The 26,980-nt window shown below is 70.4% G+C and carries 21 protein-coding genes; 13 read left to right on the forward strand and 8 right to left on the reverse strand.

Annotated elements, in window-relative coordinates:
* Positions 1-27 precede the first annotated feature (27 nt).
* Entirely contained in the window at positions 28-1,491 is a 1,464-nt protein-coding gene (locus ACFY0U_RS03920; protein ID WP_388629722.1) for a sodium:solute symporter, read from the reverse strand.
* A gap of 122 nt (positions 1,492-1,613) precedes the next feature.
* Here ACFY0U_RS03920 and ACFY0U_RS03925 point away from each other — a divergent pair, with 122 nt between their 5' ends.
* Entirely contained in the window at positions 1,614-3,215 is a 1,602-nt protein-coding gene (locus ACFY0U_RS03925; RefSeq protein WP_388629724.1) for a PucR family transcriptional regulator ligand-binding domain-containing protein, read from the forward strand.
* 62 nt (positions 3,216-3,277) lie between these two features.
* The gene (locus ACFY0U_RS03930) at positions 3,278-4,066 is read left to right on the forward strand and encodes a phosphatase (protein WP_388629727.1); all 789 of its coding nucleotides are present in this window, start codon (positions 3,278-3,280) and stop codon (positions 4,064-4,066) included.
* Here ACFY0U_RS03930 and ACFY0U_RS03935 read toward each other — a convergent pair.
* From ACFY0U_RS03935 to ACFY0U_RS03955, 5 genes are all read right to left on the reverse strand, one after another.
* Positions 4,029-4,988, reverse strand: a complete 960-nt coding sequence (locus ACFY0U_RS03935; protein WP_388629730.1) for a cation diffusion facilitator family transporter — start codon at positions 4,986-4,988, stop codon at positions 4,029-4,031. The genes ACFY0U_RS03930 and ACFY0U_RS03935 overlap by 38 nt on opposite strands.
* Positions 4,989-5,006: 18 nt before the next feature.
* Positions 5,007-5,879 (reverse strand): acyl-CoA thioesterase, encoded by an 873-nt coding sequence (locus ACFY0U_RS03940; protein WP_388629733.1) that lies wholly within the window; start codon positions 5,877-5,879, stop codon positions 5,007-5,009.
* Between the two features lie 35 nt (positions 5,880-5,914).
* Positions 5,915-7,072 carry an acyl-CoA dehydrogenase family protein gene (locus ACFY0U_RS03945; RefSeq protein ID WP_171145572.1) on the reverse strand — a complete coding sequence of 386 codons (1,158 nt, stop codon included), beginning with the start codon at positions 7,070-7,072 and terminating at the stop codon, positions 5,915-5,917.
* Between the two features lie 115 nt (positions 7,073-7,187).
* Complete coding sequence (locus ACFY0U_RS03950; RefSeq protein ID WP_388629737.1) at positions 7,188-8,699, reverse strand: helix-turn-helix domain-containing protein; 1,512 nt, start codon at positions 8,697-8,699, stop codon at positions 7,188-7,190.
* A 271-nt stretch (positions 8,700-8,970) separates the two neighbouring features.
* The gene (locus ACFY0U_RS03955) at positions 8,971-9,567 is read right to left on the reverse strand and encodes a TetR/AcrR family transcriptional regulator (protein ID WP_388629740.1); all 597 of its coding nucleotides are present in this window, start codon (positions 9,565-9,567) and stop codon (positions 8,971-8,973) included.
* An 86-nt stretch (positions 9,568-9,653) separates the two neighbouring features.
* Here ACFY0U_RS03955 and ACFY0U_RS03960 point away from each other — a divergent pair, with 86 nt between their 5' ends.
* From ACFY0U_RS03960 to ACFY0U_RS04005, 10 genes are all read left to right on the forward strand, one after another.
* A complete protein-coding gene (locus ACFY0U_RS03960; RefSeq protein ID WP_388629742.1) occupies positions 9,654-11,270 on the forward strand; it encodes a carboxyl transferase domain-containing protein in 1,617 nt (538 codons plus the stop codon).
* 14 nt (positions 11,271-11,284) lie between these two features.
* Positions 11,285-13,201 carry an acetyl/propionyl/methylcrotonyl-CoA carboxylase subunit alpha gene (locus tag ACFY0U_RS03965; RefSeq protein WP_388629745.1) on the forward strand — a complete coding sequence of 639 codons (1,917 nt, stop codon included), beginning with the start codon at positions 11,285-11,287 and terminating at the stop codon, positions 13,199-13,201.
* Positions 13,198-14,130, forward strand: a complete 933-nt coding sequence (locus ACFY0U_RS03970; protein WP_388629748.1) for a hydroxymethylglutaryl-CoA lyase — start codon at positions 13,198-13,200, stop codon at positions 14,128-14,130. Before ACFY0U_RS03965 ends, ACFY0U_RS03970 begins: the two co-directional genes overlap by 4 nt.
* Positions 14,131-14,135: 5 nt before the next feature.
* Entirely contained in the window at positions 14,136-15,296 is a 1,161-nt protein-coding gene (locus ACFY0U_RS03975) for an acyl-CoA dehydrogenase family protein (RefSeq protein ID WP_388629750.1), read from the forward strand.
* Between the two features lie 135 nt (positions 15,297-15,431).
* Positions 15,432-16,481 carry an ABC transporter substrate-binding protein gene (locus tag ACFY0U_RS03980; RefSeq protein WP_388629753.1) on the forward strand — a complete coding sequence of 350 codons (1,050 nt, stop codon included), beginning with the start codon at positions 15,432-15,434 and terminating at the stop codon, positions 16,479-16,481.
* Between the two features lie 101 nt (positions 16,482-16,582).
* On the forward strand, positions 16,583-17,455 hold the full coding sequence (locus ACFY0U_RS03985; RefSeq protein WP_388629756.1) for a siderophore-interacting protein: 873 nt from the start codon (positions 16,583-16,585) through the stop codon (positions 17,453-17,455).
* A gap of 225 nt (positions 17,456-17,680) precedes the next feature.
* Complete coding sequence (gene desA, locus ACFY0U_RS03990; protein ID WP_388629759.1) at positions 17,681-19,123, forward strand: lysine decarboxylase DesA; 1,443 nt, start codon at positions 17,681-17,683, stop codon at positions 19,121-19,123.
* Positions 19,107-20,384 carry a lysine N(6)-hydroxylase/L-ornithine N(5)-oxygenase family protein gene (locus tag ACFY0U_RS03995; RefSeq protein WP_388629761.1) on the forward strand — a complete coding sequence of 426 codons (1,278 nt, stop codon included), beginning with the start codon at positions 19,107-19,109 and terminating at the stop codon, positions 20,382-20,384. The genes desA and ACFY0U_RS03995 overlap by 17 nt, the downstream gene beginning before the upstream one ends.
* Complete coding sequence (locus tag ACFY0U_RS04000) at positions 20,381-20,944, forward strand: GNAT family N-acetyltransferase (RefSeq protein WP_388629763.1); 564 nt, start codon at positions 20,381-20,383, stop codon at positions 20,942-20,944. The genes ACFY0U_RS03995 and ACFY0U_RS04000 overlap by 4 nt, the downstream gene beginning before the upstream one ends.
* Entirely contained in the window at positions 20,941-22,713 is a 1,773-nt protein-coding gene (locus ACFY0U_RS04005; protein WP_388629766.1) for an IucA/IucC family protein, read from the forward strand. The genes ACFY0U_RS04000 and ACFY0U_RS04005 overlap by 4 nt, the downstream gene beginning before the upstream one ends.
* A gap of 70 nt (positions 22,714-22,783) precedes the next feature.
* On the opposite strand, the gene ACFY0U_RS04010 is transcribed toward ACFY0U_RS04005, so the two are convergent.
* Positions 22,784-24,355 (reverse strand): beta-N-acetylhexosaminidase, encoded by a 1,572-nt coding sequence (locus tag ACFY0U_RS04010; protein ID WP_388629768.1) that lies wholly within the window; start codon positions 24,353-24,355, stop codon positions 22,784-22,786.
* 134 nt (positions 24,356-24,489) lie between these two features.
* Between ACFY0U_RS04010 and ACFY0U_RS04015 the strand changes: the two genes are divergently transcribed.
* Positions 24,490-25,383 (forward strand): DUF4429 domain-containing protein, encoded by an 894-nt coding sequence (locus ACFY0U_RS04015; RefSeq protein ID WP_388629771.1) that lies wholly within the window; start codon positions 24,490-24,492, stop codon positions 25,381-25,383.
* 13 nt (positions 25,384-25,396) lie between these two features.
* Here the strand turns inward: ACFY0U_RS04015 and ACFY0U_RS04020 are convergent, their stop codons facing one another.
* A complete protein-coding gene (locus ACFY0U_RS04020) occupies positions 25,397-26,977 on the reverse strand; it encodes a purple acid phosphatase family protein (RefSeq protein WP_388630447.1) in 1,581 nt (526 codons plus the stop codon).
* Positions 26,978-26,980 lie beyond the last annotated feature (3 nt).

Consider the following 26,980-nt stretch of genomic DNA (forward strand, 5'->3'; position numbering starts at 1 on the left):
TACGTCTTTGTACGTATGCCTACGACTCTACTGGGGAGCCGGAACCGGTTCGGACACGAGTTCGGAGGCGTCGCGTCCCGCGAGACGCTCGCGCCAGGCTTCGAGTACGGCGGCGTCGGTCGCCGGGGTGGCCAGGGAGACGACCACGTACACGGCGAGGGAGGACAGCAGGCCGTAGTAGATGGGCTCGTTGGCGAGGATGCCGTAGCCGGCCATCAGCCCGATCACGGCCAGTCCGCCCACGATGACGGAGGCGAGGGCGCCGTACACCGTGCCGCGCCGCCACAGCAGTCCGCCGAGGATCGGGACGAGGAGTCCGCCGACGAGCAGGTTGTACGCCACCGTCAGCGCCTCGACGACGTTGTTGAGCGCGATCGCCGTGCCGATGACGGCGAGGCCCATGACGAGGATGAAGGCGCGGTTGCCCCTGACCTCGTCGTGGTCGTCCCCGTCGGGCCGTACGGCCCCTCGCAGCCGGGACCAGATGTCGTTGTTGGCCACGGTCGCGCAGGCGATCAGCGCGCCGGAGGACGTCGACATGACGGCCGCGAGCGCGGCGGCGAGCACCAGGCCCCGTACGCCCATGGGGAGTTCGTCCTTGACGATGGTCGCGAAGGCGTCGTCCGCGCTGGCCAGGTTGGGGTAGAGCACCTTGGCCGCGGTACCGATGACGGCTCCGGCGAGGGCGTAGACGAGACAGTAGGTGCCCGCGACCGTGCCGCCCCACTTGGCGGTCTTGTCGCTGCGGGCGGTGAAGACGCGCTGCCAGATGTCCTGCCCGATGAGCATGCCGAAGGTGTAGATCAGCACGTAGGTGAAGATCGTCTCGCCGCCGATGCCCAGCGGGTCGAAGTACTCGGTGGGCAGCTTGGCCTTCATCTCGCTGAAGCCACCGGCCTTGACGACGGCGATGGGCAGCAGCAGGAGCAGCACGCCGATGGTCTTCACCACGAACTGGACCATGTCGGTGAGGGTGATCGACCACATGCCGCCGAGCGTCGAGTAGGCGACGACGATCGAGCCGCCGAGGACGATCGCGACGGTCCGGTTCATGTCGAAGAGGACGTCGAAGATCGTGGCGTACGCGATGGTCGAGGTGACCGCGAGCATGAGGGTGTACGCCCACATGACCAGGCCGGAGATGACGCCGGCCCGGCCGCCGTAGCGCAGGTCGAGCATCTCGGAGACGGTGTAGACCTTGAGGCGGGCGATGCGCGCGGAGAAGAAGACGGAGAGGGCGAGGAGCCCGAGGCCGATGGTGAAGACCATCCAGGCGCCGGAGAGTCCGTACTGGTAGCCCAGTCCCACGCCGCCGATGGTGGAGGCGCCGCCGAGGACGATGGCGGCCATGGTCCCGGAGTACATGGCGGGCCCGAGGCGCCGACCGGCGACGAGGAACTCGCTCTTGGACTTGGCGCGGCGCATGCCCCACCAGCCCATGGCCAGCATGCCGGCCAGGTAGATGACGATCACTGTGTAGTCGACGGCCACTGGGCCCTCCTTCGCGCGTTCTCGCCGGCGGGTGTCGAGCATTGACACTAGGTGGCCGGAAAGCGGCCGCGAAGTGTAGGTTTCATCCATTCGAACCGCGCCGCATGGAGGAAATGCACACCATGCCGGACCCCTCCGTTCCGCCCACTCCCCCTGTGCCCCTCGCGGCACTCCTGGCCCGCGAGGACCTCGCCCTGCGGCAGATCGCGGGCCCCTCCGATCCGGCCACGGTGATCCACTGGGCGCACACCTCGGAGATGGCGGACCCGTATCCGTATCTGCTGGGCGGCGAGCTGCTGCTGACGGCGGGCGTCCACGTCCCGGAGGCGGCGGGATCGGGGGCGTACTTCGACGACTACGTCTCGCGGATCGTGGCGGCGGGCGGCGCGGCGCTGGGCTTCGGCGTGGCACCGGTCCACGACACGGTCCCGCGAGCCCTGGTGGCGGCCTGCGACGCGTACGAACTCCCCCTGATCGAGGTCCCGCCCCAGACCACCTTCTCCGGCGTGGCCCGCGCGGTCTGGCAGCTCATGGCCCAGGCCCGCCTCGCCGAACTCCGCCGCGTGACGGAGGCCCAGCAGAGCCTCGCCGCCGCCGCCTCCCGCCCGGACCCGGTGCCCTCGGTACTGCGGCAACTGGCCCAGCGGGTGAGCGGATGGGCGGTGCTGTACGGCCCGGAGGGACCCGAACTGGCGGTGGCGGGGCGGGAGCCGGGGGATGCGGTGACCGCGGGTCTGGCGGAGCTGGCGGAGGTCGTACGACCAGGGACCGGGGGCCGGACAGGCGGCGCGCCCTCACGGACAGGCGGCGCGCCCTCACGGACGGCCGGCGCGCCCTCGCGGACAGGCGGCTCGGCCGCGTCGGTGAGCCCGTCCTCCCCCACACCTCCCGGCCGCCCCACTCCCGCCCCCGCCTCCGCCACCGACACCGTCGCCGGCACCCACCTCGCCGCCTACGCCCTCGGGGCCGGGCAGGGGTTCGTGCTCGGGGTCGCCTCGCCCCAGGGGGTGCCCGGCGATCACACCATCGCCTCCGTCGCCGCCGTGCTGCTCTCGCTGCTCACCGGTGAGCACCAGAGCGGTTCGGGGGCGGCTCGGTCGTCCGCGCTGGTACGGGTGCTGCTGGGCGCCCCGCCGGAGGACGTGGCCGTGCTGCTGGGGGCCGAGCGGTGGGTCGTCGTGCACGCCCGTCCCGACGCGCACGCACCCGACGCGGTCGCCGCCTCCGCGCTGGGCGCCGCGCTCGGCTCGCCGCTCGTCGACCTCGCGCGGGACGTCGTACGCGTCCTGGTCCCGGCCGACCGCGAGCCGCGACCACAGCCCGGCTGGACCCTCGGCGTCAGCGCGCCGGCGAGCCCGCACGAGTGGCCGGCCGCGGACACCCAGGCCGCCCGTGCCCTCGCCCGCGCCCGGGCGACCCGCGGCGAACTCGTCCGCCACGGCGCCCGCCCAGGACTCGCCGCCCTCGTCCCGCACGACGAGGCCGAGGCACACGCGCGTGCCCTGCTCGCCCCCATCGCGGACATCCCCGCCCTCACCGACACCCTGCGCACCTGGCTGTCCCTGCACGGCAGTTGGGACCGCACCGCCGTGGCCCTGGCCGTGCACCGCAACACCGTCCGCCAACGCGTCGCCCGCTGCGCGTCCCTGCTGGACACGGACCTGGACGACCCGGACGTACGCATGGAGTTGTGGTTCGCGCTGAGCCAGGACCCGCGGCAGTGACCCGCGTCCCAGCGTCCGGTACATCCGGCACGCCCACCGCCGCCTGCCTCACAATGGGCACCATGCCGATACCCGGGACCCCCAGCCGCGCCGAGCTCGTCGACCACCTCGTACGGACCCGCATCGCGGGCGATGTCGCGACGCCCCGCGAGAACAACCTCTCCCACTACCGCCAGCTGGCGAACGGCGTCCGCAACTTCTGGCTCGGCCTGGAGCTCGGCGACCGCTGGACCGACGAGCAGGACGTGCTCGCGGTGATGGCGGAGCGGGTGGGTGTCAACGACGACCCCGAGTACCGGTACGGCCAGGACACCATCGACCCCGAGCTGACCGTGGACGGCCTGGACCGCATGGCGGCGCGGCTGCGGAAGGCCGCCGACGGCCGCCAGCGCGTCCTGTTCGCCACCGGTCACCCCGGCGGCCTCCTCGAAGTGCACCACTCCACCGCCGCCGCGCTGCGGACCGCCGGCTGCGAGATCGTCGTCATCCCGGAGGGACTCCAGACGGACGAGGGATACGTCATGCAGTTCGCGGACGTGGCGGTCCTGGAGCACGGCGCCACGCTGTGGCACACCCACTCCGGGGAGCCGATGAAGGCCATCCTCACGGGGCTTGAGCGCGAGGGCCGTCCGCTGCCGGATCTCGTGGTCGCGGACCACGGGTGGGCCGGTTACGCCGGTCAGCACGGCGTCGACTCCGTCGGTTACGCCGACTGCAACGACCCGGCGCTCTTCCTCGCCGAGGCCGAGGGCACCGTCCAGGTGACGGTCCCCCTCGACGACCACGTCCTCAGCCCCCGCTACTACGACCCGCTCACGGCGTACCTCCTGGCGGAGGCAGGCCTGGCGTAGGCGTCGGGTCCAGATACACCCGGCTCACCCCCGGGAACACCGCCCGCAACCGCTGCTCGGCCCGCTCGCAGGCCCACTCGATCTCGGCCGCCGTGGACACGTCCCGGAAGTCCACCTTGGCGGCCACGAGGGCCTCGCGCGGGCCCTGCACGAGCGTCGTCAGTTCGAGTACGGCCTCGATCTCCGCCACGGCCAGCAGCTCGGCCCGGATCCGCTCCCGCATCGGCCCGGGGAGCGGCCGGCCGATGAGCAGCTCGGCGTTGGAGCGGCCGAGGACCCAGGCCACGTAGAGCAGCAGCAGACCGATGAGCAGCGAGGCGACGCCGTCCCAGACCCCGGAGCCGGTGAGCTGGCCGCCGAGCAGTCCGCCCGCGGCGAGCACGAGTCCGACGAGCGCGGCCGAGTCCTCCAGGACGACGGCCTTCACGGCGGTGTCGGGGGTGTGGCGCAGATAGACCTTGAAGGGCGCCTGGAAGCGGGCCGCCTCACCGCGCGCCTGCCGCACGCCGGTCCGCAGCGAGTAGCCCTCCAGCAGGAAGGCGACGCCCAGCACGACGTACGACACGAGCGGGTCGCCGAGTTCCTCGCCCGCGACGAGGGTGTGGATCCCGTCGTAGAGGGAGAAGACCGCGCCGCCGACGAAGGTGGCGACGGCGGCGAGCATGGCCCAGATGTACCGCTCGGGGCCGTAGCCGAGCGGGTGTTCCTCGTCGGCGGGCTTCTCGCTCCGTTTGAGGGCGGTGAGGAGCAGTACCTCGGTGACGGTGTCGGCGACGGAGTGCGCGGCCTCGGAGAGCATCGCGCTGGAGCCGCTGATCACACCCGCGACCGCCTTGGCGACCGCGATCCCCAGATTGGCGACGGCGGCGACGACGACCGTGAAGGTGGACTCGCCGCCGCTGTTCTCTACCGCTTGCGCCATGCCCCTCAGTGTCGCCGATCAGCGCGGCCGGGGTGCGCGGACCACGCCTTCCTGGATCACCGAGATGGCGAGCTTCCCGTCCTGTGTGTAGATGCGCGCCTGGCCGAGACCGCGGCCGCCGTACGCGGACGGCGACTCCTGGTCGTACAGGAGCCATTCGTCGGCGCGGAAGGGCCGGTGGAACCACATCGCGTGGTCGAGGGAGGCGCCCACGACGTCGTTGACCGCCCAGCCGCCGCGGCCGTGCGCGAGGAGGACCGAGTCGAGGAGGGTCATGTCGGAGACGTAGGTGGCGAGGACGACGTGCAGGAGCGGGTCGTCGGCCAGCTTGCCGTTGGTGCGGAACCAGACCTGCGAGTGCGGTTCGCGGGGCTCGCCGAACCTGCCGTACGGCGGCTCGTCGACATAGCGCAGGTCGATCGCCTCGCGGGCTTCGAGGAACTTCTCGATGACGTCCGGGGCGATGTGGTCGTAGCCGCGCAGCCGCTCCTGCGAGGTGGGGAGGGTGGCCGGATCGGGGGCGGCCGGGATCGGGGCCTGGTGGTCGAAGCCCTCCTCGTACTTCTGGAAGGACGCCGACAGGGCGAATATGGGCTGCCCGTGCTGGACCGCGACCACCCGGCGGGTGGTGAAGGAACGGCCGTCGTTCATGCGGTCGACCGTGTACACGATGGGCGCGCCCGGGTCCCCGGCACGCAGGAAGTACGCGTGCAGGGAGTGGGCGAGGCGGTCCTCGGGGACCGTCCGCCCCGCGGCGACGAGCGCCTGGGCCGCGACCTGACCGCCGAAGACACGGGGGACGATGGCGGGCCGGGACTGGCCGCGGAAGATGTTCTCCTCGATCTGCTCGAGGTCGAGCAGATCGAGGAGATCCTGAAGTGCCTGACTCATGCAGTCATTTCTACTGGTCAGTAATTTCGGGAACCTTACAGACCCATGTCCTTGGCGATGATCGTCTTCATGATCTCGCTGGTGCCGCCGTAGATGCGGTTGACGCGGTTGTCCGCGTACAGGCGGGCGATCGGGTACTCGTTCATGAAGCCGTAGCCGCCGTGCAGCTGGAGGCAGCGGTCGATCACACGGTGCGCGACCTCGGTGGCGAACAGCTTGGCGCTGGCGGCCTCGGCGGGGGTCAGCTCGCCCGCGTCCAGGGCCTCCAGGGCGCGGTCCACGACGGCCTCGGCCGCGTCCACCTCGGCCTGGCAGGAGGCCAGCTCGAACTTGGTGTTCTGGAAGGAGGCGACCGGCTTGCCGAAGACGGTGCGCTCCTGGACGTACTCCTTGGCGAACCGCACGGCGGCCTTGGCCTGCGCGTAGGCGCCGAAGGCGATGCCCCAGCGCTCGGAGGCCAGGTTGTGGCCGAGGTAGTAGAAGCCCTTGTTCTCCTCGCCGAGGAGGTCCTCGACGGGGACCTTCACGTCGACGAACGCCAGCTCGGCGGTGTCGGAGGTCTTCAGGCCGAGCTTGTCGAGCTTGCGGCCGATGGAGTAGCCCTCGGACTTGGTGTCCACCGCGAACAGGGAGATGCCGTGACGGCGGTCCTCGGCGGTGGGCGCGGAGGTGCGGGCGCAGACGATCACGCGGTCGGCGTGGACACCCCCGGTGATGAAGGTCTTGGAGCCGTTGAGGACGTAGTGCGTGCCGTCCTCGCTGAGCTTGGCGGTGGTCTTCATGCCCGCGAGGTCGGAGCCGGTGCCCGGCTCGGTCATCGCGAGGGCCCACATCTCCTCGGCGGAGACGAACTTCGGCAGGAAGCGCTTCTTCTGCTCGTCGGTGGCGAGCATCTTGATGTACGGCAGGCCGAGCAGCACGTGCACACCGGAGCCGCCGAACTGCACACCCGCGCGCGCGGTCTCCTCGTACATCACCGCCTCGAACTTGTACGAGTCGATGCCGGCGCCGCCGAACTCCTCGTCGACACGGATACCGAAGACGCCGAGCTCGGCGAGCTTGTAGTAGAAGTCGCGCGGCGCCTGGCCCGCGGCGAACCACTCGTCGTAGACGGGGACGACCTCGGCCTCGATGAAGGCCCGGAGGGTCTCCCGGAACGCCTCGTGATCCTCGTTGAACACCGTACGGCGCACCGCGCCACCTCCACCTGGCTCTGAGTCTGTTGTCTAAGCGCTTGCTCAGACAAAGGTACCGGCCGGTAGGGACGACCGTCCAGAGGCACCCGTCCGTAACGCTCGTCACGCCCGCTCAGCGGTACCGGACGAGCAGCGGCTCCTCGGTGATCCGTAGGGCGTCCTCGGAGCCGGTCTCATGGGCGGTGCCGTCGAGGTGCTCGACGCGGTACGCGCCCGCGCCCGCCGGGACGTCCGCCGCGCCGGACAGGGTCCAGCGGATGCGGGCGGGACGCGGGGTGCCGTGCTCGTCGGGGGCGAGGACCTCGCACTGCCAGACGTTCCCGGGCAGCCCGATCTCCGCCCCGCGGCCGCAGGAGCGGATCTCGGCGTGGGCGAGCCACCGCTGGAGCCGCTCGACATGGCGGCCGGCCTTGGTGGGGGCCTGGCCCTCGGCCTGGACGACCAGGGGGATCTTGCCGTTCCCCCAGGCGTAGAAGTACATCCGCTCCACGAGCCTGGAGTACAGCCCCGTCAGATAGAAGCGGACCGCGTGGTTCGCCGCGGTGTCCGGGTCCAGCGGGTCGTTCAGCTGGATCATCTGCGTGGTCCCCGTGCTCCACAGCGGCAGGTGGTACCCCGCGAGCTGGAAGGTCCGCTCGACCTTGCGGACGATCTCCAGCATGGTCTCCGGCGGATCGGTGACGCCGCGTTGGAAGAGGTTGACGGCCGCCGCGTCGCAGTACTGGTACGCGCCCGCCTCGGCGAAGCGCAGCAGGTACGCGTGCGACGCGTCGTCCCACAGGTCGGTGATCGAGGGACAGACCACGGTCGCGTCCGGGCGGTACCGCCGGATGATGCCGCTCGCGCGCCGCGTCATCTCGACGAGCGTCGCCACATCGCCGTTGTAGTGGTGTCCGTGGTTGGCCGTGATCCACGGCTCGTACGCGTCGATACGGTGGCCCGCGTGCCGCATCACGGCGTGCACGAAGGCGTCCCAGTCGGCCAGGTCGTCCGGCGGGGCGGCCCGGCAGTCCTCCCGGTAGGCGGCCTTGCGGCCGTTCGGCGCGGCCCAGCCGGGCGTACCGCCGAAGACGAAGGTCACCGGCAGGCCGTGGCGTTCGGCGCCGTCGAGCAGCCGGTCGAGGGTGGTGAAGTCGAACACGCCCCGCGCGGGCTCCAGTTGGGACCAGCGGGTCTCGCTGTCCCACAGCCGCACCGCGCCCACCCGGAACGCCGGCATGACCCCGCTGAAGCTGTTCATCGTCACGCCGAACATCTCGGGAGGGACCGGGAGCGGCGCCTGGGACCAGCTCTCCGCACCGATGGGCACGGCGGGCGCGCCGATCGGGGCGGAGATGAAGGGCGCGGTGGACGCGGCCGGCTCGGTCGCGGGGAGGCCGGAATCCGCCCCCCGCTCCGTCGCCGCCTCCCAGTACCGCAGCAGGTCGTTGAGCTCGGCCGGCTCCGCCCCGCACTCCTTGGCGAACCGCAGGACGATGTCGTAGTCCCCCGGCACCCCCAGGCCGGTGCAGTACCGGTGCAGGGTGGAGCCGCTGATGAAGATCCGCTGTCCCAGTGCCCGGTAGCCGAGCCCGCTGCGGTCCTTCAGAGCCCGCAGCGCGGTGGCCAACTCCCGTCCGCTCATGGCATCCACCCCCGTGACGGCCTGCTCCACCCTCCCAGGCTTGTCCCATGACGTCTGCGTCATTCCTGGTCATCGGTGTGGCCGATGTCCCACTGCGAGACGGGACGTGCTCCCCCTGGCCATGGGGGCGGCCGGGTCGGCACCATGATCACACCGGACCGGCGCGGAGGGGATGCCGGTCCGGCTCCGCTTCACGGACCGGGTCGTGGCCGTTCGCACCGCGACCTGACCCGCCGGCGGGGGGCGAGCCACCCATCGCCCCCCGCCTCTGTCACTCCGTCCCCGCGGCTCCGAAGGCGCCCCGGGCCATGCGGTGCAGCAGCTCGGCCGTGGCGCCGCGGCCCGGCAGGGACCCCGGGCGGCCCAGGTGCGGGGTGGAGTTCAGCAGGCCGAACACCGAGTGCACCGCCGAGCGGGCCGTGGGCTCCGTCAGCGCCGGGTACACCTCGCGCACCACCTCCACCCACAGCTCGACGTACTGCCGCTGGAGCTGGCGCACGAGCTTGCGGTCGCTGTCCCGCAGCCGGTCCAGCTCCCGGTCGTGCAGCGTGATCAGGGGCCGGTCGTCCAGGGCGAAGTCGATGTGGCCCTCGATCAGGGAGTCGAGGACGTCCCGCGCCGAGCCCCCGTCGACCTCCGCCAGCCGGCGCCTGGCGCCCCTGAGCAGCTGCTCGCTGATCCCCACCAGCAGCTCCGCGAGCATCGCGTCCTTGCCCGCGAAGTGGCGGTACAGCCCCGGTCCGCTGATGCCGACCGCGGCTCCTATCTCGTCCACGCCGACGCCGTGGAAGCCACGCTCGGCGAAGAGTCGAGCGGCCTCCTTGAGGATCTGCTCGCGGCGGGTGGGGGCGTCGGTTCTGGTGGCCATGGAGGCAATTCTAGACAGGGAGGTTAGCGCTCGTTAACCTGGAGGAAATGCGTTAACGCTCATTAACAAGGTGAGGGGATCGCGGGATGGATCAGGCACCGGAGCTTCACAGCGCGGCGGACCCCGCGTCGGAGGCCTGGCGGGCCAATGAGCGGGGCCACCGAAAGCTCGTCGAGGAGCTGCGCGACAAGCTCGCCGCGGCCCGGCTCGGCGGCGGTGAGAAGGCACGGGCCCGGCACACCGCGCGCGGCAAGCTGCTGCCGCGCGAGAGGGTCGACCACCTCCTCGATCCCGGTTCCCCCTTCCTGGAGCTCGCCCCCCTCGCCGCCGACGGGATGTACGAGGGGCAGGCACCGGCCGCCGGTGTCATCGCCGGGATCGGGCGGGTCAGCGGGCGTGAGTGCGTGATCGTCGCCAATGACGCGACCGTCAAGGGCGGGACGTACTACCCGATGACGGTGAAGAAGCATCTGCGGGCCCAGGAGGTGGCCCTGGAGAACCGGCTGCCGTGTCTGTACCTCGTGGACTCCGGGGGTGCCTTCCTGCCGATGCAGGACGAGGTCTTCCCCGACCGCGAGCACTTCGGGCGGATCTTCTTCAACCAGGCCCGGATGTCCGGCGCGGGCATCCCGCAGATCGCCGCCGTCCTCGGTTCCTGCACCGCCGGCGGGGCGTATGTGCCCGCGATGAGCGACGAGGCCGTCATCGTCCGGAACCAGGGCACGATCTTCCTCGGCGGGCCCCCGCTGGTGAAGGCCGCCACCGGTGAGGTCGTCACCGCCGAGGAGCTGGGCGGCGGCGAGGTGCACTCCCGGGTCTCCGGTGTCACCGACCACCTCGCCGAGGACGACGCCCACGCCCTGCGGATCGTGCGGAACATCGCCGCGACCCTGCCCCCGCGCGGGCCGCTGCCCTGGTCCGTGGAGCCCGCGGAGGAGCCCAAGGTCGACCCCTACGGCCTCTACGGCGCCGTTCCCGTCGATTCCCGCACCCCCTACGACGTCCGCGAGATCATCGCCCGTATCACCGACGGCTCCCGCTTCTCGGAGTTCAAGGCCGAGTTCGGGCAGACCCTGGTCACCGGCTTCGCCCGGATCCACGGCCACCCGGTCGGCATCGTCGCCAACAACGGCATCCTCTTCTCGGAGTCCGCCCAGAAGGGCGCCCACTTCATCGAGCTGTGCGACCAGCGCGGCATCCCGCTGCTCTTCCTCCAGAACATCTCCGGCTTCATGGTCGGCAAGGACTACGAGGCGGGCGGCATCGCCAAGCACGGCGCCAAGATGGTCACGGCCGTCGCCTGCACGCGCGTGCCCAAGCTGACCGTCGTCGTCGGCGGGTCCTACGGCGCCGGGAACTACTCCATGTGCGGCCGGGCCTACTCCCCCCGCTTCCTGTGGATGTGGCCCAACGCCAAGATCTCGGTCATGGGCGGCGAGCAGGCCGCCTCGGTCCTCGCGACCGTCAAGCGGGACCAGTTGGAGGCGCGCGGCGAGCAATGGGCCGCCTCGGAGGAAGAAAGCTTCAAGGACCCGATCCGTGCGCAGTACGAGCGTCAGGGGAACGCTTACTACGCGACGGCCCGCCTGTGGGACGACGGGGTCATCGATCCCCTGGAGACCCGTCAGGTGCTGGGACTGGCCCTGACCGCCTGCGCCAACGCGCCGCTGGGTGACCCCCAGTTCGGCGTCTTCCGGATGTGAGGGACTTCCACACGATGTTCGACACAGTGCTTGTCGCCAACCGGGGCGAGATCGCCGTCCGCGTCATCCGCACCCTGCGCTCGATGGGGGTGCGCAGCGTCGCCGTCTTCTCCGACGCGGACGCCGACGCCCGGCACGTCCGGGAGGCCGACACCGCCGTACGGATCGGTCCGGCGCCGGCCGCCGAGAGCTATCTGTCCGTCGAGCGGCTGCTGGAGGCGGCCGCCCGCACCGGTGCCCAGGCCGTGCACCCCGGATACGGCTTCCTCGCGGAGAACGCCGCCTTCGCCCGCGCCTGCGCGGACGCGGGCCTGGTCTTCATCGGGCCGCCCGCCGACGCCATCGCCCTCATGGGCGACAAGATCCGCGCGAAGGAGACGGTCGAGGCGGCGGGCGTCCCCGTGGTCCCCGGCGGCCGCGACCCCGAACTGGCGGACGCCGCCCGCGCCCTGGGCGCCCCGGTCCTGCTGAAGCCCTCCGCCGGCGGCGGAGGCAAGGGCATGCGCCTGGTCCGGGACCTCGACCTCCTGGACGAGGAGATCGCCGCCGCCCGCCGCGAGGCCCGCACCTCCTTCGGCGACGACACCCTCCTGGTCGAGCGGTGGGTCGACCGGCCCCGGCACATCGAGATCCAGGTCCTGGCGGACGGCCACGGCAATGTCGTCCACCTCGGCGAACGCGAGTGCTCCCTCCAGCGCCGCCACCAGAAGATCATCGAGGAGGCGCCCTCCGTCCTCCTGGACGACAAGACCCGCGCCGCGATGGGCGAGGCGGCGGTCCAGGCGGCCCGCTCCTGCGGCTACCGGGGCGCGGGCACGGTGGAGTTCATCGTGCCGGGCGGCGATCCCTCGTCGTACTACTTCATGGAGATGAACACCCGCCTCCAGGTGGAACACCCGGTGACGGAGCTCATCACCGGCCTCGACCTGGTCGAGTGGCAGCTGCGGGTGGCGGCGGGCGAGCGGCTGGGCTTCGGCCAGGAGGACGTCCGGCTCACCGGGCACGCGATCGAGGCACGCATCTGCGCGGAGGACCCCTCCCGCGGGTTCCTCCCCTCCGGCGGCACGGTCCTCAGGCTGTCCGAGCCCCAGGGCGACGGCGTCCGCACGGACTCCGGGCTCAGCGAGGGCACCGAGGTCGGCAGCCTGTACGACCCGATGCTGAGCAAGGTGATCGCGTACGGACCGGATCGCGCGACCGCCATCCGGAAGCTCCGGGCGGCCCTCGCGGAGACGGTCGTCCTCGGCGTCCAGACCAACGCCGGCTTCCTGCGGCGGCTGCTGGCCCATCCGGCGGTCATCGCGGGCGAGTTGGACACGGGACTGGTGGAGCGGGAGGTGGCCGGGCTCGTCCCGGTCGACGTCCCGGAGGAGGTGTACGAGGCCGCGGCGGCCGTACGGCTGGAGGCGCTACGGCCTCGCGGTGACGGCTGGACGGACCCGTTCTCGGTGCCGAGCGGCTGGCGCCTGGGCGGGACCCCGCGGCCCGTCGGCTTCCACCTGCGGGTGCAGGACCCGGTGGAGTACACCCCGCGCGGCACCGCCGGCGTCACGGCGGACCGGGTCCACGTCACCCTCGACGGCGTACGCCACACCTTCCACCGGGCCGCCGACTGGGTGGGCCGCGACGGCGACGCCTGGCACGTGCGCGACCACGACCCGGTGGCCGCCTCGCTCACCGGGGCCGCGCACGCGGGCGCCGACTCCCTCACCGCGCCCATGCCGGGGACGGTGACCGTGGTGAAGGTCGCCGTGGGGGACGAGGTGACCGCGGGGCAGAGCCTGCTGGTGGTGGAGGCGATGAAGATGGAGCACGTCATCTCCGCCCCGCACGCCGGCACGGTCGCCGAACTGGACGTCACGCCCGGCTCGACGGTCGCCATGGACCAGATCCTGGCGGTCGTCACCCCCCACGAGGAGGCGACGCTATGACACTCCCCATGGTCGTACCGGAGAAGGGTCTGCCCACCCGCGTCCGAATCCACGAGGTCGGCGCCCGCGACGGCCTGCAGAACGAGAAGGGCACCGTCCCGACGGAGGTCAAGGCGGAGTTCGTCCGCCGCCTCGCCGACGCCGGCCTCACCACGATCGAGGCCACCAGCTTCGTCCACCCGAAGTGGGTGCCCCAACTGGCCGACGCGGAGGAGCTGTTCCCGCGGATCGCCGACCTGCCGGTGGACCTCCCGGTGCTGGTGCCGAACGAACGCGGCCTGGACCGCGCCCTGGCCCTGAAGGCGACCCGCGTCGCCGTCTTCGCGAGCGCCAGCGAGTCCTTCGCCAAGGCCAACCTCAACCGCACGATGGACGCGGCCCTCGCGATGTTCGCGCCGGTGGTGACGCGGGCCAAGGAGGCCGGCGTCCATGTCCGCGGCTATCTGTCGATGTGCTTCGGCGACCCGTGGGAGGGCCCGGTCCCGGTCCCGCAGGTGGTGGACGTCTGCCGGACGCTGCTGGACATGGGCTGCGACGAGCTGAGCCTGGGCGACACGATCGGGGTGGCCACGCCGGGCCACGTCCGGGCCCTGCTGACCGAACTGACCGGCCACGGCGTCCCCGTGGAGGTCCTGGGCGTGCACTTCCACGACACCTACGGCCAGGCCCTCGCCAACACCTACGCCGCCCTCCAGCACGGCGTCACCACCGTCGACGCCTCCGCGGGCGGCCTCGGCGGCTGCCCCTATGCCAAGTCCGCCACCGGCAATCTCGCCACCGAAGACCTCGTGTGGATGCTGCGCGGACTCGGCATCGACACCGGAGTCGACCTCGACCGTCTCGTCGCCACCAGCGTCTGGATGGCCGACCACCTGGGCCGACCCAGCCCGTCCCGCACCGTCCGAGCCCTGTCCCACAAGGAGCAGTGACCGCAATGGACCACCGACTCTCTCCCGAACTCGAAGAACTCCGCCGCACCGTCGAGGAGTTCGCGCACGACGTCGTGGCGCCGAAGATCGGCGAGTACTACGAGCACCACGAGTTCCCGTACGAGATCGTCCGCGAGATGGGCCGCATGGGCCTGTTCGGTCTGCCGTTCCCCGAGGAGTACGGCGGCATGGGCGGCGACTACATGGCGCTGGGCGTGGCGTTGGAGGAACTGGCCCGGGTCGACTCCTCGGTCGCCATCACCCTGGAGGCGGGGGTGTCGCTGGGCGCCATGCCGTTCCACCTCTACGGCACCGAGGCACAGAAGCGGGAGTGGCTGCCCCGGCTGTGCTCGGGCGAGATCCTGGGCGCGTTCGGTCTGACGGAGCCGGACGGCGGAAGCGACGCGGGGGCGACGCGTACGACGGCCCGTCTCGACCCGGAGACGGACGAATGGGTGATCAACGGCACGAAGTGCTTCATCACCAACTCCGGCACCGACATCACGGGGCTGGTGACGGTCACGGCGGTCACCGGCCGCAAGCCGGACGGCAAGCCGCTCATCTCCTCGATCATCGTCCCGTCGGGCACCCCCGGCTTCACGGTGGCGGCTCCTTATTCCAAGGTCGGCTGGAACGCCTCGGACACCCGCGAGCTGTCCTTCCAGGACGTCCGCGTCCCGGCGGCGAACCTGCTGGGCGAACAGGGCCGTGGCTACGCCCAGTTCCTGCGCATCCTCGACGAGGGCCGCATCGCGATCGCGGCGCTGGCGACGGGCCTGGCCCAGGGCTGTGTGGACGAGTCGGTGAAGTACGCGAAGGAACGGCACGCCTTCGGCCGCCCGATCGGCTCCAACCAGGCCATCCAGTTCAAGATCGCCGACATGGAGATGAAGGCCCACACGGCACGGCTGGCGTGGCGCGACGCGGCGAGCCGCCTGGTCTCCGGTGAGCCCTTCAAGAAGGAAGCGGCCCTCGCCAAGCTCTACTCGTCCACGATCGCGGTCGACAACGCCCGCGACGCCACCCAGGTCCACGGCGGCTACGGCTTCATGAACGAATACCCGGTGGCTCGAATGTGGCGGGACTCCAAGATCCTGGAGATCGGGGAAGGCACGAGCGAAGTTCAACGAATGCTGATTGCAAGGGAGTTGGGCCTCACCGGCTGAGCGAAGGACCCTCCACAGGCGGGCCACAGCTTCGAATTCAAGGGGGCCGCCCCCTGGACAAGATCTGAGGTTAGGCTAACCTACGTTCGAACTTGTCCGGCGGGCGCTCCGCCCCGTTCGAAAGCAGCCACACACATGTCCAACGCCAGAGCCACCCACCTCACCCGCCGTGGCATCCTCGCCGCGGGCGGCGCCCTCGGCCTCGGTGCCGTGCTCGCGGCCTGCGGCGACGACGACGCGAAAAGCGGTGGCTCCGGCGAGGAGACGACCGCCGCGAAGAAGTCCGGCCCCTGGACGTTCAAGGACGACCGCGGCACCGAGGTGAAGCTCGACAAGATCCCCGCGAACATCGTCGCGTTCACCGGTGTCGCCGCCGCGCTCTACGACTACGGCATCTCGGTCAAGGGCGTCTTCGGCCCGACCAAGACCACCGACGGCAAGGCCGACGTCCAGGCCGGCGACATGGACATCTCCAAGGTCGAGATCCTCGGCAACGTCTGGGACCAGTTCAACGTCGAGAAGTACGCCGCCCTCGCCCCGGACGTCCTCATCACCACGATGTTCGACGACGCCGGCACCCTCTGGTACGTCCCCGCGGCCTCCGCGGACAAGATCGCCAAGCTCGCCCCGAGCGTCGGCATCTCCGTCTACGACCGCCAGATCACCGAGCCGCTCCAGCGCGTCTGGGAGCTCGCGGAGTCCCTGGGTGCCGACATGACGGCCGCCTCCGTCGTCGACGCGAAGAAGAAGTTCGAGGCCGCCGCGACCCGGCTGCGGGCCGCCGCCAAGGCGAAGCCCGAGATCAAGGTCATGGCCGGTTCCGCCAGCCAGGACATCTTCTACGTCTCCGGCACCAACCTCTCCATCGACCTGGAGTACTTCAAGGCCCTCGGCGTGAACTTCGTCGAGCCCTCGGAGAAGGCCAAGGCGAAGGGCGGCGGCTGGTACGAGTCGCTGAGCTGGGAGAACGTCGACAAGTACAAGGCCGACATCATCATGATGGACGACCGGTCGTCGACGATCCAGCCGGCCGACATCACCGAGGCCACGTGGAAGAAGCTGCCCGCCGTGAAGGCCGGTCAGGTCATCTCCCGTTCGCCCGAGCCGATCCTGTCGTACGACAAGGCCACGCCGCTGCTCGAGACGCTTGCCGAGGCGCTTGAGAACGCGAAGAAGGTCAGCTAGTAGCTGACGCCGGTGGGGAGCTGCGGGTCCGTCGTGGCTGGTCGCGCAGTTCCCCGCGCCCCTAGGGACGTCACCCTGCCCTCTGATCCAGGAGCACCGAAATGACCACGGCCGTCGCCGCCCCGTTCCGTTTCTTCTCCCTCCAGGTCGTACGGACACTGCGGCTCGGGCCGTCGCTGGTCCGGGTCACCTTCGCCGGGGACGACCTGCGGGAGTTCTGCTCCAACGGGTGTGACCAGTCGCTGTCGTTGTTCCTGCCGCACCCGGGGCAGACCGAGCCCGCGGTGCCGATCGAGCTCGGCGACGGCTGGTGGCAGGCGTGGCGTGAACTCCCCGATGACGTACGGGCCGTGATGCGGTCGTACACGCTCCGCGCCCTGCGTCGCGACGCCCTGGGGAACACCACCGAGATCGACATCGACTTCGTCCTGCACGGCGTCGAGCCAGACGCCGCCACCCCGGCGGGCCCCGCCTCCCGCTGGGCCTCCCGCGCCGCCGCCGGTGACCGCGTCCTGCTGCTCGGCCCCGCGATCGCCGACAACCGGGCGATCCGGTTCCGGCCCGCCGAGGACACCGACCTGGTGGTCATCTGGGGTGACGAGACCGCCGTACCCGCCGCCTCCGCGATCATCGAGTCACTGCCGGCCGGCACCCGCGCCCGGGTGTGGCTGGAGGTGCAGCACGCCGGAGACGTCCAGGACCTGGTGACCGAGGCGGACGCCGAGGTCACGTGGCTCGTGCGGGACCATCATGAGCCTGGCGTCGAGGGCTCCCCCATGGCCCTCGGCGCCATCCGCGAGGCCCAACTCCCGCCCGCCGAGCGCCCGTACGTCTGGATCGCCGGCGAGTCCGGCCACATCAAGGCGCTGCGCCGGCACTTCGTGGGCGAGCGGGGCGTCGACCGCCGCAGCGTCACCTTCGTCGGCTACTGGCGTCAGGGGCTGACCGAGGAACAGCTCCGCGCCGCCGAATAGCCCACAGGGACACTCACCGCTGTACGCCCCAACTCCCCGGCGTGCGGCGGTGACTGCTGTGCCCGTCGTGCCAACTGTGGCCGGAGTGACGGTAGTCACGGCTGATGCCACGTTTGGCTCTCGTTACTTAGGTTAGGCTAACCTAAGTAACGAAGCGAGATCGAAGATCGCGTCCCCACCCCCGTCCGACCCGCACGGACTGCTCCCCACCGGAGGACCCCCGCCATGCGCTCGCACCTGCTCAATGACACGACCGCGGAGCAGTACCGCCGCTCCGTGACCGAAGGAGTAGAGCGGGTGGCAGCCAAACTCGCCGCCACCGACCGTCCGTTCACGGGTGTCACCGTCGACGCCCTCGCCCCGACGATCGACGCGATCGACCTCGACAAGCCGCTGCTCGACACCGCCGCGGCCCTCGACGAGCTGGAGGACGTCTACCTCCGCGACGCGATCTACTTCCACCACCCGCGCTACCTCGCCCACCTCAACTGCCCGGTCGTCATCCCGGCGGTGCTCGGCGAGGCGATCCTCTCCGCGGTCAACTCCTCCCTGGACACCTGGGACCAGTCGGCCGGCGGCACCCTCATCGAGCGCAAACTGATCGACTGGACGAACGCCCGGATCGGCCTCGGCCCGAACGCCGACGGTGTCTTCACCTCCGGCGGCTCCCAGTCCAACCTCCAGGCCCTGCTCCTCGCCCGCGAGGAGGCCAAGACCGACTCCTTCGCGAAACTGCGGATCTTCGCCTCCGAGGTCAGCCACTTCAGCGTGAAGAAGTCCGCGAAACTGCTGGGCCTCGACCAGGACGCCGTGGTCACCATCCCGGTCGACCAGAACAAGCGCATGCAGACCGTCGCGCTCGCCCATGAGCTGGAGCGCTGCAAGGCCGACGGCCTCGTCCCCATGGCCGTCGTCGCCACCGCCGGCACCACCGACTTCGGCTCCATCGACCCGCTGCCCGAGATCGCCGAGCTGTGCGAGCAGTACAACACCTGGATGCACGTCGACGCCGCCTACGGCTGCGGACTGCTCGCCTCGGTGAAGTACCGCGGCCGCATCGACGGCATCGAGCGCGCCGACTCGGTCACCGTCGACTACCACAAGTCCTTCTTCCAGCCGGTGAGTTCCTCCGCCGTACTGGTCCGGGACGCGGCCACCCTGCGCCACGCGACCTACCACGCGGAGTACCTCAACCCCCGCCGGATGGTCACCGAGCGCATCCCCAACCAGGTCGACAAGTCCCTCCAGACCACCCGCCGCTTCGACGCCCTCAAGCTGTGGATGACCCTGCGGGTGATGGGCGCCGACGGCATCGGACAGCTCTTCGACGAGGTGTGCGACCTCGCCGTCGAGGGCTGGCAGATCCTCGCCGCCGACCCGCGCTACGACGTGGTCGTCGAGCCCACGCTCTCCACCCTCGTCTTCCGCTACATCCCCGCCGCCGTGACCGACCCGGCCGAGATCGACCGCGCCAACCTGTACGCCCGCAAGGCCCTGTTCGCCTCCGGCGACGCGGTGGTCGCGGGCACCAAGGTCGGCGGTCGCCACTACCTGAAGTTCACCCTGCTCAACCCCGAGACCACGACCGAGGACATCTCGGCCGTCCTCGACCTGATAGCCGGCCACGCCGAGCAGTACCTGGGAGAGTCCCTTGACCGCGCGTCCTGAAAACCCGAGCAAAACCCATGACTTCGTGGGCATCGGGCTCGGCCCGTTCAACCTCGGCCTCGCCTGTCTGACCGAGCCCATCGCCGAACTCGACGGTGTCTTCCTGGAGTCGAAGCCCGACTTCGAGTGGCACGCCGGCATGTTCCTCGAAGGCGCCCACCTCCAGACGCCGTTCATGTCGGACCTGGTGACGCTGGCGGACCCGACCTCGCCGTACTCCTTCCTCAACTACCTGAAAGAGAAGGGCCGGCTGTACTCGTTCTACATCCGCGAGAACTTCTATCCGCTGCGGGTGGAGTACGACGACTACTGCCGCTGGGCCGCGAGCCGGCTGAGCAGCGTGCGGTTCAGCACGACGGTCGCGGAAGTCACGTACGAGGACGACCTGTACGTCGTGAAGACGACCGCCGGCGACACGTACCGCGCCCGCCACCTCGTCCTCGGCACCGGCACCTCCCCGCACTACCCGGAGGCCGTGCGCGGCCTCGGCGGCGACTTCTTCCACAACTCCCGCTACATGCAGAACAAGGCGGAGCTCCAGAAGAAGGACTCGATCACCATCGTCGGCTCCGGCCAGTCCGCCGCCGAGATCTACTACGACCTCCTCGCCGAGATCGACGTCCACGGCTACCGGCTGAACTGGGTGACGCGCTCCCCCCGCTTCTTCCCCCTCGAATACACCAAGCTCACGCTGGAGATGACCTCCCCGGAGTACATCGACTACTTCCGCGAGCTCCCGGAGGCCACCCGCTACCGGCTCACGGCCCAGCAGAAGGGCCTGTTCAAGGGCATCGACGGCGATCTCATCAACGAGATCTTCGACCTGCTCTACCAGAAGAACCTCGGCGGGCCCGTCCCCACCCGGCTGCTCACCAACTCCGCGCTGAACAGCGCTCGTTACGAGAACGGCACCTACACCCTCTCCTTCCGCCAGGAGGAGCAGGAGAAGGACTACGACCTCCAGACGCAGGGCCTGGTCCTGGCCACCGGCTACAAGTACGCCGAGCCCGAGTTCCTGACCCCCGTCAAGGACCGGCTCCGGTACGACACCCAGGGCAACTTCGACGTCGCCCGCAACTACTCGATCGACACGACCGGCCGCGGCGTCTTCCTCCAGAACGCCGGCGTGCACACCCACAGCATCACCTCGCCCGACCTGGGCATGGGTGCGTACCGCAACGCCTACATCATCCGTGAGCTGCTCGGCACCGAGTACTACCCGGTCGAGAAGACCATCGCGTTCCAGGAGTTCTCCGTATGACCACCCCCCACACCTTCACCTTCCGCCCGCTCGACCCGCTCAAGGACGCCGAGCTGCTGCACGGCTGGGTCACCCACCCCAAGGCCGCGTTCTGGATGATGCAGGACGCGAAACTGGAGGACGTCGAGCGCGCGTACATGGAGATAGCCGCCGACGAGCACCACCACGCGCTGCTGGGTCTCGACGAGTACGGCGTCCCCGCGTTCCTCATGGAGAGGTACGACCCCGCCCACCGCGAACTGGTCGGCCTGTACGAGCCTCAGCCGGGCGACGTCGGCATGCACTTCCTGACCCCCGCGACCGACACCCCCGTGCACGGCTTCACCCGGTCCGTCATCACCGCCGTGATGGCCCACCTCTTCGAGGACCCTTCCGTGGAGCGTGTCGTCGTGGAGCCGGACGTCTCCAACAAGGCCGTCCACGCCCTCAACGAGGCCGTCGGGTTCGTGCCCGAGCGCGAGATCCAGAAGCCGGAGAAGATGGCCCTGTTGAGCTTCTGCACCCGGGAGCAATTCTTTAACATCCAGCACAGCCTCACGGCGACGGCGGTGTCCGCATGAGCCTCGCCGACTCCGTCGCCCACCTCTCCCCCGAGCGCTGGGAGCAGGCCAACCGCCTCCTCATCCGCAAGGCCCTCGCCGAGTTCGCCCACGAGCGGCTCATCACGCCGGAGGCCACCGCCGACGGCCGCTTCGAGGTCCGCAGCGACGACGGTCTGACCCGCTACGGGTTCACCGCCACGCGCCGCGCCCTCGACCACTGGCAGGTCGACGCCGACTCGATCTCCCGTCACCGAGACGGCGTCGACCTCCCCCTCGCCGCGCTGGACTTCTTCATCGAGCTGAAGCAGGCGCTCGGCCTGAGCGAGGCGATCCTGCCGGTCTACCTGGAGGAGATCTCCTCCACCCTCTCCGGCACCTGCTACAAGCTCACCAAGCCGCAGACCCCGGTCGCCGAGCTCGCGAAAAGCGGCTTCCAGGCCATCGAGACCGGCATGACCGAGGGCCACCCCTGCTTCGTCGCCAACAACGGACGGCTCGGCTTCGGCATCCACGAGTACCTGTCCTACGCCCCGGAGACGGCGAGCCCGGTCCGCCTGGTGTGGCTGGCCGCGCACCGCTCGCGCGCCGCGTTCACGGCCGGCGTCGGCATCGAGTACGAGACCTTCGTACGCGACGAGTTGGGCGCGGAGACCGTGGAGCGCTTCCACGAGAAGCTCACCGCCGAGGGGCTCGACCCGGCCGACTACCTCTTCATCCCCGTCCACCCCTGGCAGTGGTGGAACAAGCTCTCCGTCACCTTCGCCGCCGAGGTGGCCCGCCGGCACCTGGTCTGCCTGGGCGAGGGCGACGACGAGTACCTGGCCCAGCAGTCCATCCGGACCTTCTTCAACACCTCGCACCCCGAGAAGCACTACGTGAAGACGGCCCTGTCCGTCATCAACATGGGCTTCATGCGCGGCCTTTCGGCGGCGTACATGGAGGCGACCCCGGCCATCAACGACTGGCTCGCCCAACTCATCGACAACGACCCCGTGTTGAAGTCGACGGGCCTGTCGATCATCCGCGAGCGCGCCGCCGTCGGCTACCGCCACCTGGAGTACGAGGCGGCGACCGACCGCTACTCGCCGTACCGCAAGATGCTGGCGGCGCTGTGGCGCGAGAGCCCGGTGGGCTCCCTCCAGGACGGCGAGTCCCTGGCCACCATGGCCTCCCTCGTCCACGTCGACCACGAGGGGAAGTCCTTCGCGGGCGCGCTGATCCAGGAGTCGGGCCTCGCCCCGAAGGAGTGGCTGCGCCGCTATCTGACGGCGTACTTCACCCCGCTGCTGCACAGCTTCTACGCCTACGACCTGGTCTACATGCCGCACGGCGAGAACGTGATCCTCGTCCTGAAGGACGGCGCCGTGGAGCGCGCGATCTACAAGGACATCGCCGAGGAGATCGCGGTCATGGACGTCGACGCGGTCCTGCCGCCGGCGGTCGAGCGACTGCGCGTGGACGTGCCGGAGGAGAAGAAGCTCCTCTCGATCTTCACGGACGTCTTCGACTGCTTCTTCCGCTTCCTCGCCGCGAACCTCGCCGCCGAGGGCATCGTGGAGGAGGACGACTTCTGGCGGACGGTCGCGGACGTCACCCGCGAGTACCAGGCCTCGGTGCCCGAACTCGCCGACAAGTTCCGGCAGTACGACATGTTCGCCCCGGAGTTCGCGCTGTCCTGCCTCAACCGCCTCCAGCTGCGCAACAACGAGCAGATGGTGGACCTGTCGGACCCGGCGGGCGCACTCCAGCTCGTCGGCAACCTGAAGAACCCCATCGCGGGGTTCTGACCCCACAGACAGGCGGGGGCCCCGGGGTACGGTCCCCCGGGGCGCCCGTCCGCGTCTATCGTGCGCTCATCTACCGCGTGGGCCAGGGCACTTGGGGCGACCTGTAGTAGTCGATCCCCAGCGCCTCCCACCGCGGCCCCTGCGCCGCGAGCCGCACTTTGTAGGCGTCCCAGTCGTGCGTGGCCGCCGGCGACCAGCCCAGCTCGGCCGCGCCCGCCAGCCTCGGGAACGCCATGTACTCGAGGTCGTCCGACTTGGTGAGCGTCTCCGTCCACATGGGCGCCTCGACCCCGCGGACGGCCGAGGCGGGCACGCCCGGCAGGTAGGTGCCGGGATCCCAGTCGTACGACCGCTTCACCTCGACCAGTCCGGCCCAGTCCAGCCCCAGCGGGGTGTCCGCCGTGTACTTCATGTCGAGGTAGATCCGGTCGGCGGGCGACAGCACGATCCCGGTCCCGTTGCGCGCGGCCGCCGCGACCTGCTCCTTCTCCTCGGCACTCGTGTCGTCGAGCCCCCAGTACTGGGCCACCGCCCCCTTCGCGGGCGTCGCCCCGGTCAGCTGATGCCAACCCACCACGGTCTTCCCGTACTTGGCGACGACCGGCTGCACCCGGTCCATGAACTTCACGTAGTCCTCGTGGCTCGTGGAGTGCGCCTCGTCCCCGCCGATGTGCAGATACCGGCCCGGCGTCAGCGCGGCGAGCTCACGGATCACGTCGTCCACGAAGTCGTACGTGATCTCCTTGCCGACACACAGCGAGCTGAAGCCGACCTCGGTGCCGGTGTACAGCGGGGGTGCCACGCCGTCGCAGTTCAGGTCGGCGTAGGAGGCGAGGGCCGCGTTGGTGTGGCCCGGCATGTCGATCTCGGGGACGACCTCCAGATAGCGGGAGGAGGCGTACCGGACGATCTCCTGGTAGTCGGCCTTGGTGTAGTAGCCACCGGGGCCGCCGCCGACCTGCGTCGAGCCGCCGTAGGTCGTCAGACGCGGCCAGGAGTCGATGGCGATCCGCCAGCCCTGGTCGTCGCTCAGGTGCAGATGCAGCTTGTTGACCTTGTACAGGGCGAGCTGGTCGACGTACCTCTTGACCTGGTCGACGGTGAAGAAGTGCCGGGACACGTCCAGCATCGCGCCGCGCCAGCCGTAGCGCGGGGTGTCCTCGATCGTGCCGCCGGCGACCAGCCACGGGCCCGGCTGCACCGAGTCCTTCTCGACGGCGGCCGGGAGGAGCTGGCGCAGGGTCTGGACCCCGTGGAAGAGGCCCGCGGGCTGGGCGGCGGTGATGGTGACACCCTTGGCACCGCTGTCGAGCCGGTACCCCTCGGCGCCGAACGGCCCCTTGGCCAGGCGCAGTTGAATGCCGCCCTTGCCGTGGGAGGTGACCGGCAGCGGATAGCCGGTCGAGGGGCGCAGGACGTCCGCGACGTACTCGCCGATGCGGCGGACCGCACGGGAGTCGTCGACGCGGATGCGGGTGGCGCGGGTGATGCGGTACGGCGATCCGCCGGGCTCGACCGAGGCGGGCGCCGGGACGACCTCGCCGAGCGGGCCGGCCGTCTCCGCCTCGGGTGCGGGCGCCGCTCCCGCGACGAAGGTGCCCGCGGTCGCCATCAGCAGCAACGAGCCGAGCAGTCGGGCCATACGGGGAGTTGGTCTGTGGTGCGGTCTCACATCTGGCTCCCTTCACCCTGAATTGGTAGAGACCACCTTGCCATGCGGTCCCGACGGCAGCCCAGACGCAGAGCCCTGTCACGCAGGAGTGCCAGACTTTGTCCATGGCGGAAATCATCCAGAAGGACGGCACCTGGACCTTCGACGGCGACGCCCTGCGGCTGACCCCGGGGCGCGACAAGAACGTCAGTCTGTTCCGCAAGACCTTGGGTGAACTGGTCGTCCCGCTGGGCGCGTTGGCGGGCGTCTCGTTCGAGCAGGGCCGCAAGGCGGGCCGGCTCAGGCTACGGCTGCGCGACGGCGCCGACCCGCTGCTGCACGCCACCGGCGGCCGGCTGACCGAGCCCAACGACCCCTACCAGCTGTTCGTCGAGTCCGACCGCTACGGCGTCGCCGAGTACTTCGTGGACGAGGTCAGGAACGCCCTGCTGCTCGACCAGGTCCCGTCCGCGCCGGTGGCCGAGTATCTGCTGCCGGGCCCGGCCGTCCCGCTGTCCGTGTCCGCCGGGGACGGCACCGCGAGCTTCGACGGCGAGCGCGTCCGGCTGGAGTGGAACTGGAAGACGGAGGACGCAAAGGCCGCCGCCGGCATCCGCACCCTCGCCGTCACCGACCTCGACGCCGTGGAGTGGCACCCGGCGGTCGGCCTGGAGAACGGCTGTCTGCGCTTCAGCGTGAAGAACGCGCCCACCAAGGCGCCCCCGAAGTACGACCCCAACTCGGTGGAGCTGTGGGGCTTCAAGAAGGACCCGCTGATGGCCCTGATCGCGGCGGCCGTCCAGGCCAGGCTTCCTCACCCGGCCAGGGCGGCCGCCACCGACGTACGGGACGCACCCGAGGGACGACCGGAACTGCCCTCCGCTCCGGTCGCGACCGCCGAGGACGACCATGACGCCCTCCTGCGCCGGCTGCGCGAGCTCGGCGAGCTGCGCCGCACGGGTGTGCTGACGGACGAGGAGTTCACGCTGGCCAAACAGGCGGTCCTCAAGCGGATGTAGGCCCCGCGGAGGGCTACTTGGCCCGGCGGGCCACCGTGAAGTGGTCGATCCGGTCACCCGTCTCGGCGATGCCCGACACCTTCAGCCTGGCGTAGTGCCCCCGCGCCGCGGGCTCCACGTCCACCCGCAGGAAGGAGTAGTTGAGGTAGCGCACCCGGGACCAGGCCACGGTCTCATCGACCTTGCCGTCCTTGGTGTTGACGAAGGAGGCCACGGAGTCGACGTCCTTCACGTGCCCCTCGTAGGAGTCCGGAGCGGAGAAGGCGTACAGGCTGCGGCCCGCCGCACCCGCCGTGACGTAGACGACGCCCTCGGTCTCGGGGTACGCGGTCTCGCCGATCGGGAGCTTCTTGGTGACCTTGTCGCCCTTGATGACGTCGGTGCGCTCGTACTGGTGGTTGTGGCCGTTGATGACCAGGTCCACCGTGTACTTCTCGAACAGCGGCACCCACTCCTGGCGCACACCCCCCTCCGAGGCGTGCGCGGTGGAGGTGCAGTAGGCGCAGTGGTGGAAGAAGACGACGATGAAGTCGACGTCCTTGGAGGCGCGGAACTTCTTCAGCTGCCCCTCGAACCACGTGGTCTGGGTGCCGCCCGAGATGCCGAGGTTGGCCGGGATCTCGTACGAGATGTCGTTGGCGTCGAGCGAGATGACCGCCGTGTTGCCGTAGACGAAGCTGTAGACGCTCGGCAGGTTCCTGGCGTCGGGGCCGTTGTCGGGAAGGCTCCAGCGGGCCTCCTCGCCGCCGTAGCCGTTGGGCGAGTACCAGGCCTCCATGTCGTGGTTGCCGTAGGCCGGCATCCACGGGACGGACTTGGCGACGGACTCGGTCTGGGCGAGGAACTGGTCCCACACCCGCGAGTCGAAGCCGGTGTCGGCGGTCTTGCCCTGGCCGGCCGGGTCGGCGTAGCAGATGTCGCCGGCGTGCAGATGGAAGGCCGGGTTCTGGCCGAGGAGCAGGCTGTTGTTGGCCAGGCCGTGGTAGCCGACCCCCTCGTCGCCGAAGGCCGTGAAGGTGAAGGCCTCCTTGTGGGCGGGGGCGGTGGTGAAGGTGCCCAGGGTGCCGAGCAGATGCGGCTCGGCCGGGTCGAAGCCCTGGTGGCCGACGCCGTAGTAGTACGTCCTGCCGGGCTTGAGGTGGCTGAGCCTGGCGTGCACGTAGTACTGCGTGTGGTCGGCGCTCGCCCCGACGCCGGCCGGGGTGTAGAGGGTGCGCACCTCGGCCTCGATCCTGCGGGAGAGGTCGAGCGGGTGGGCGCCGATGCGGATGAAGGGCTTCTTGACGGCGACGGGCACCTGCCACGAGACGGTGATCTCGGTGCGCGGGTCGTTGCCGAAGGCGAGGTGGCGGCCGAAGGGGGCGACCAGGGCCCCGTCGACGTGCTCGGTGCTCGGGTAGGTCCGGGTGCTTGCGTAGCTCTGGGTGGGCGTGGCGGCCTGGGCGGTGGCGCCCGGCACGAACACACCGCCCGCGACGGCGCCCAGCGTGACGGCGCCGCCTCTGATCATCGTGCGCCGGGAGAATCTGGCGCGCAGGTACTCGTGCTGCTCGGCCATGCTCATGCGCTCGGCGAGCTGCTCGGGTACGCCCATACG

The organism is Streptomyces sp. NPDC001536 (assembly GCF_042894505.1).
In the GTDB taxonomy this organism is placed as follows: domain Bacteria; phylum Actinomycetota; class Actinomycetes; order Streptomycetales; family Streptomycetaceae; genus Streptomyces.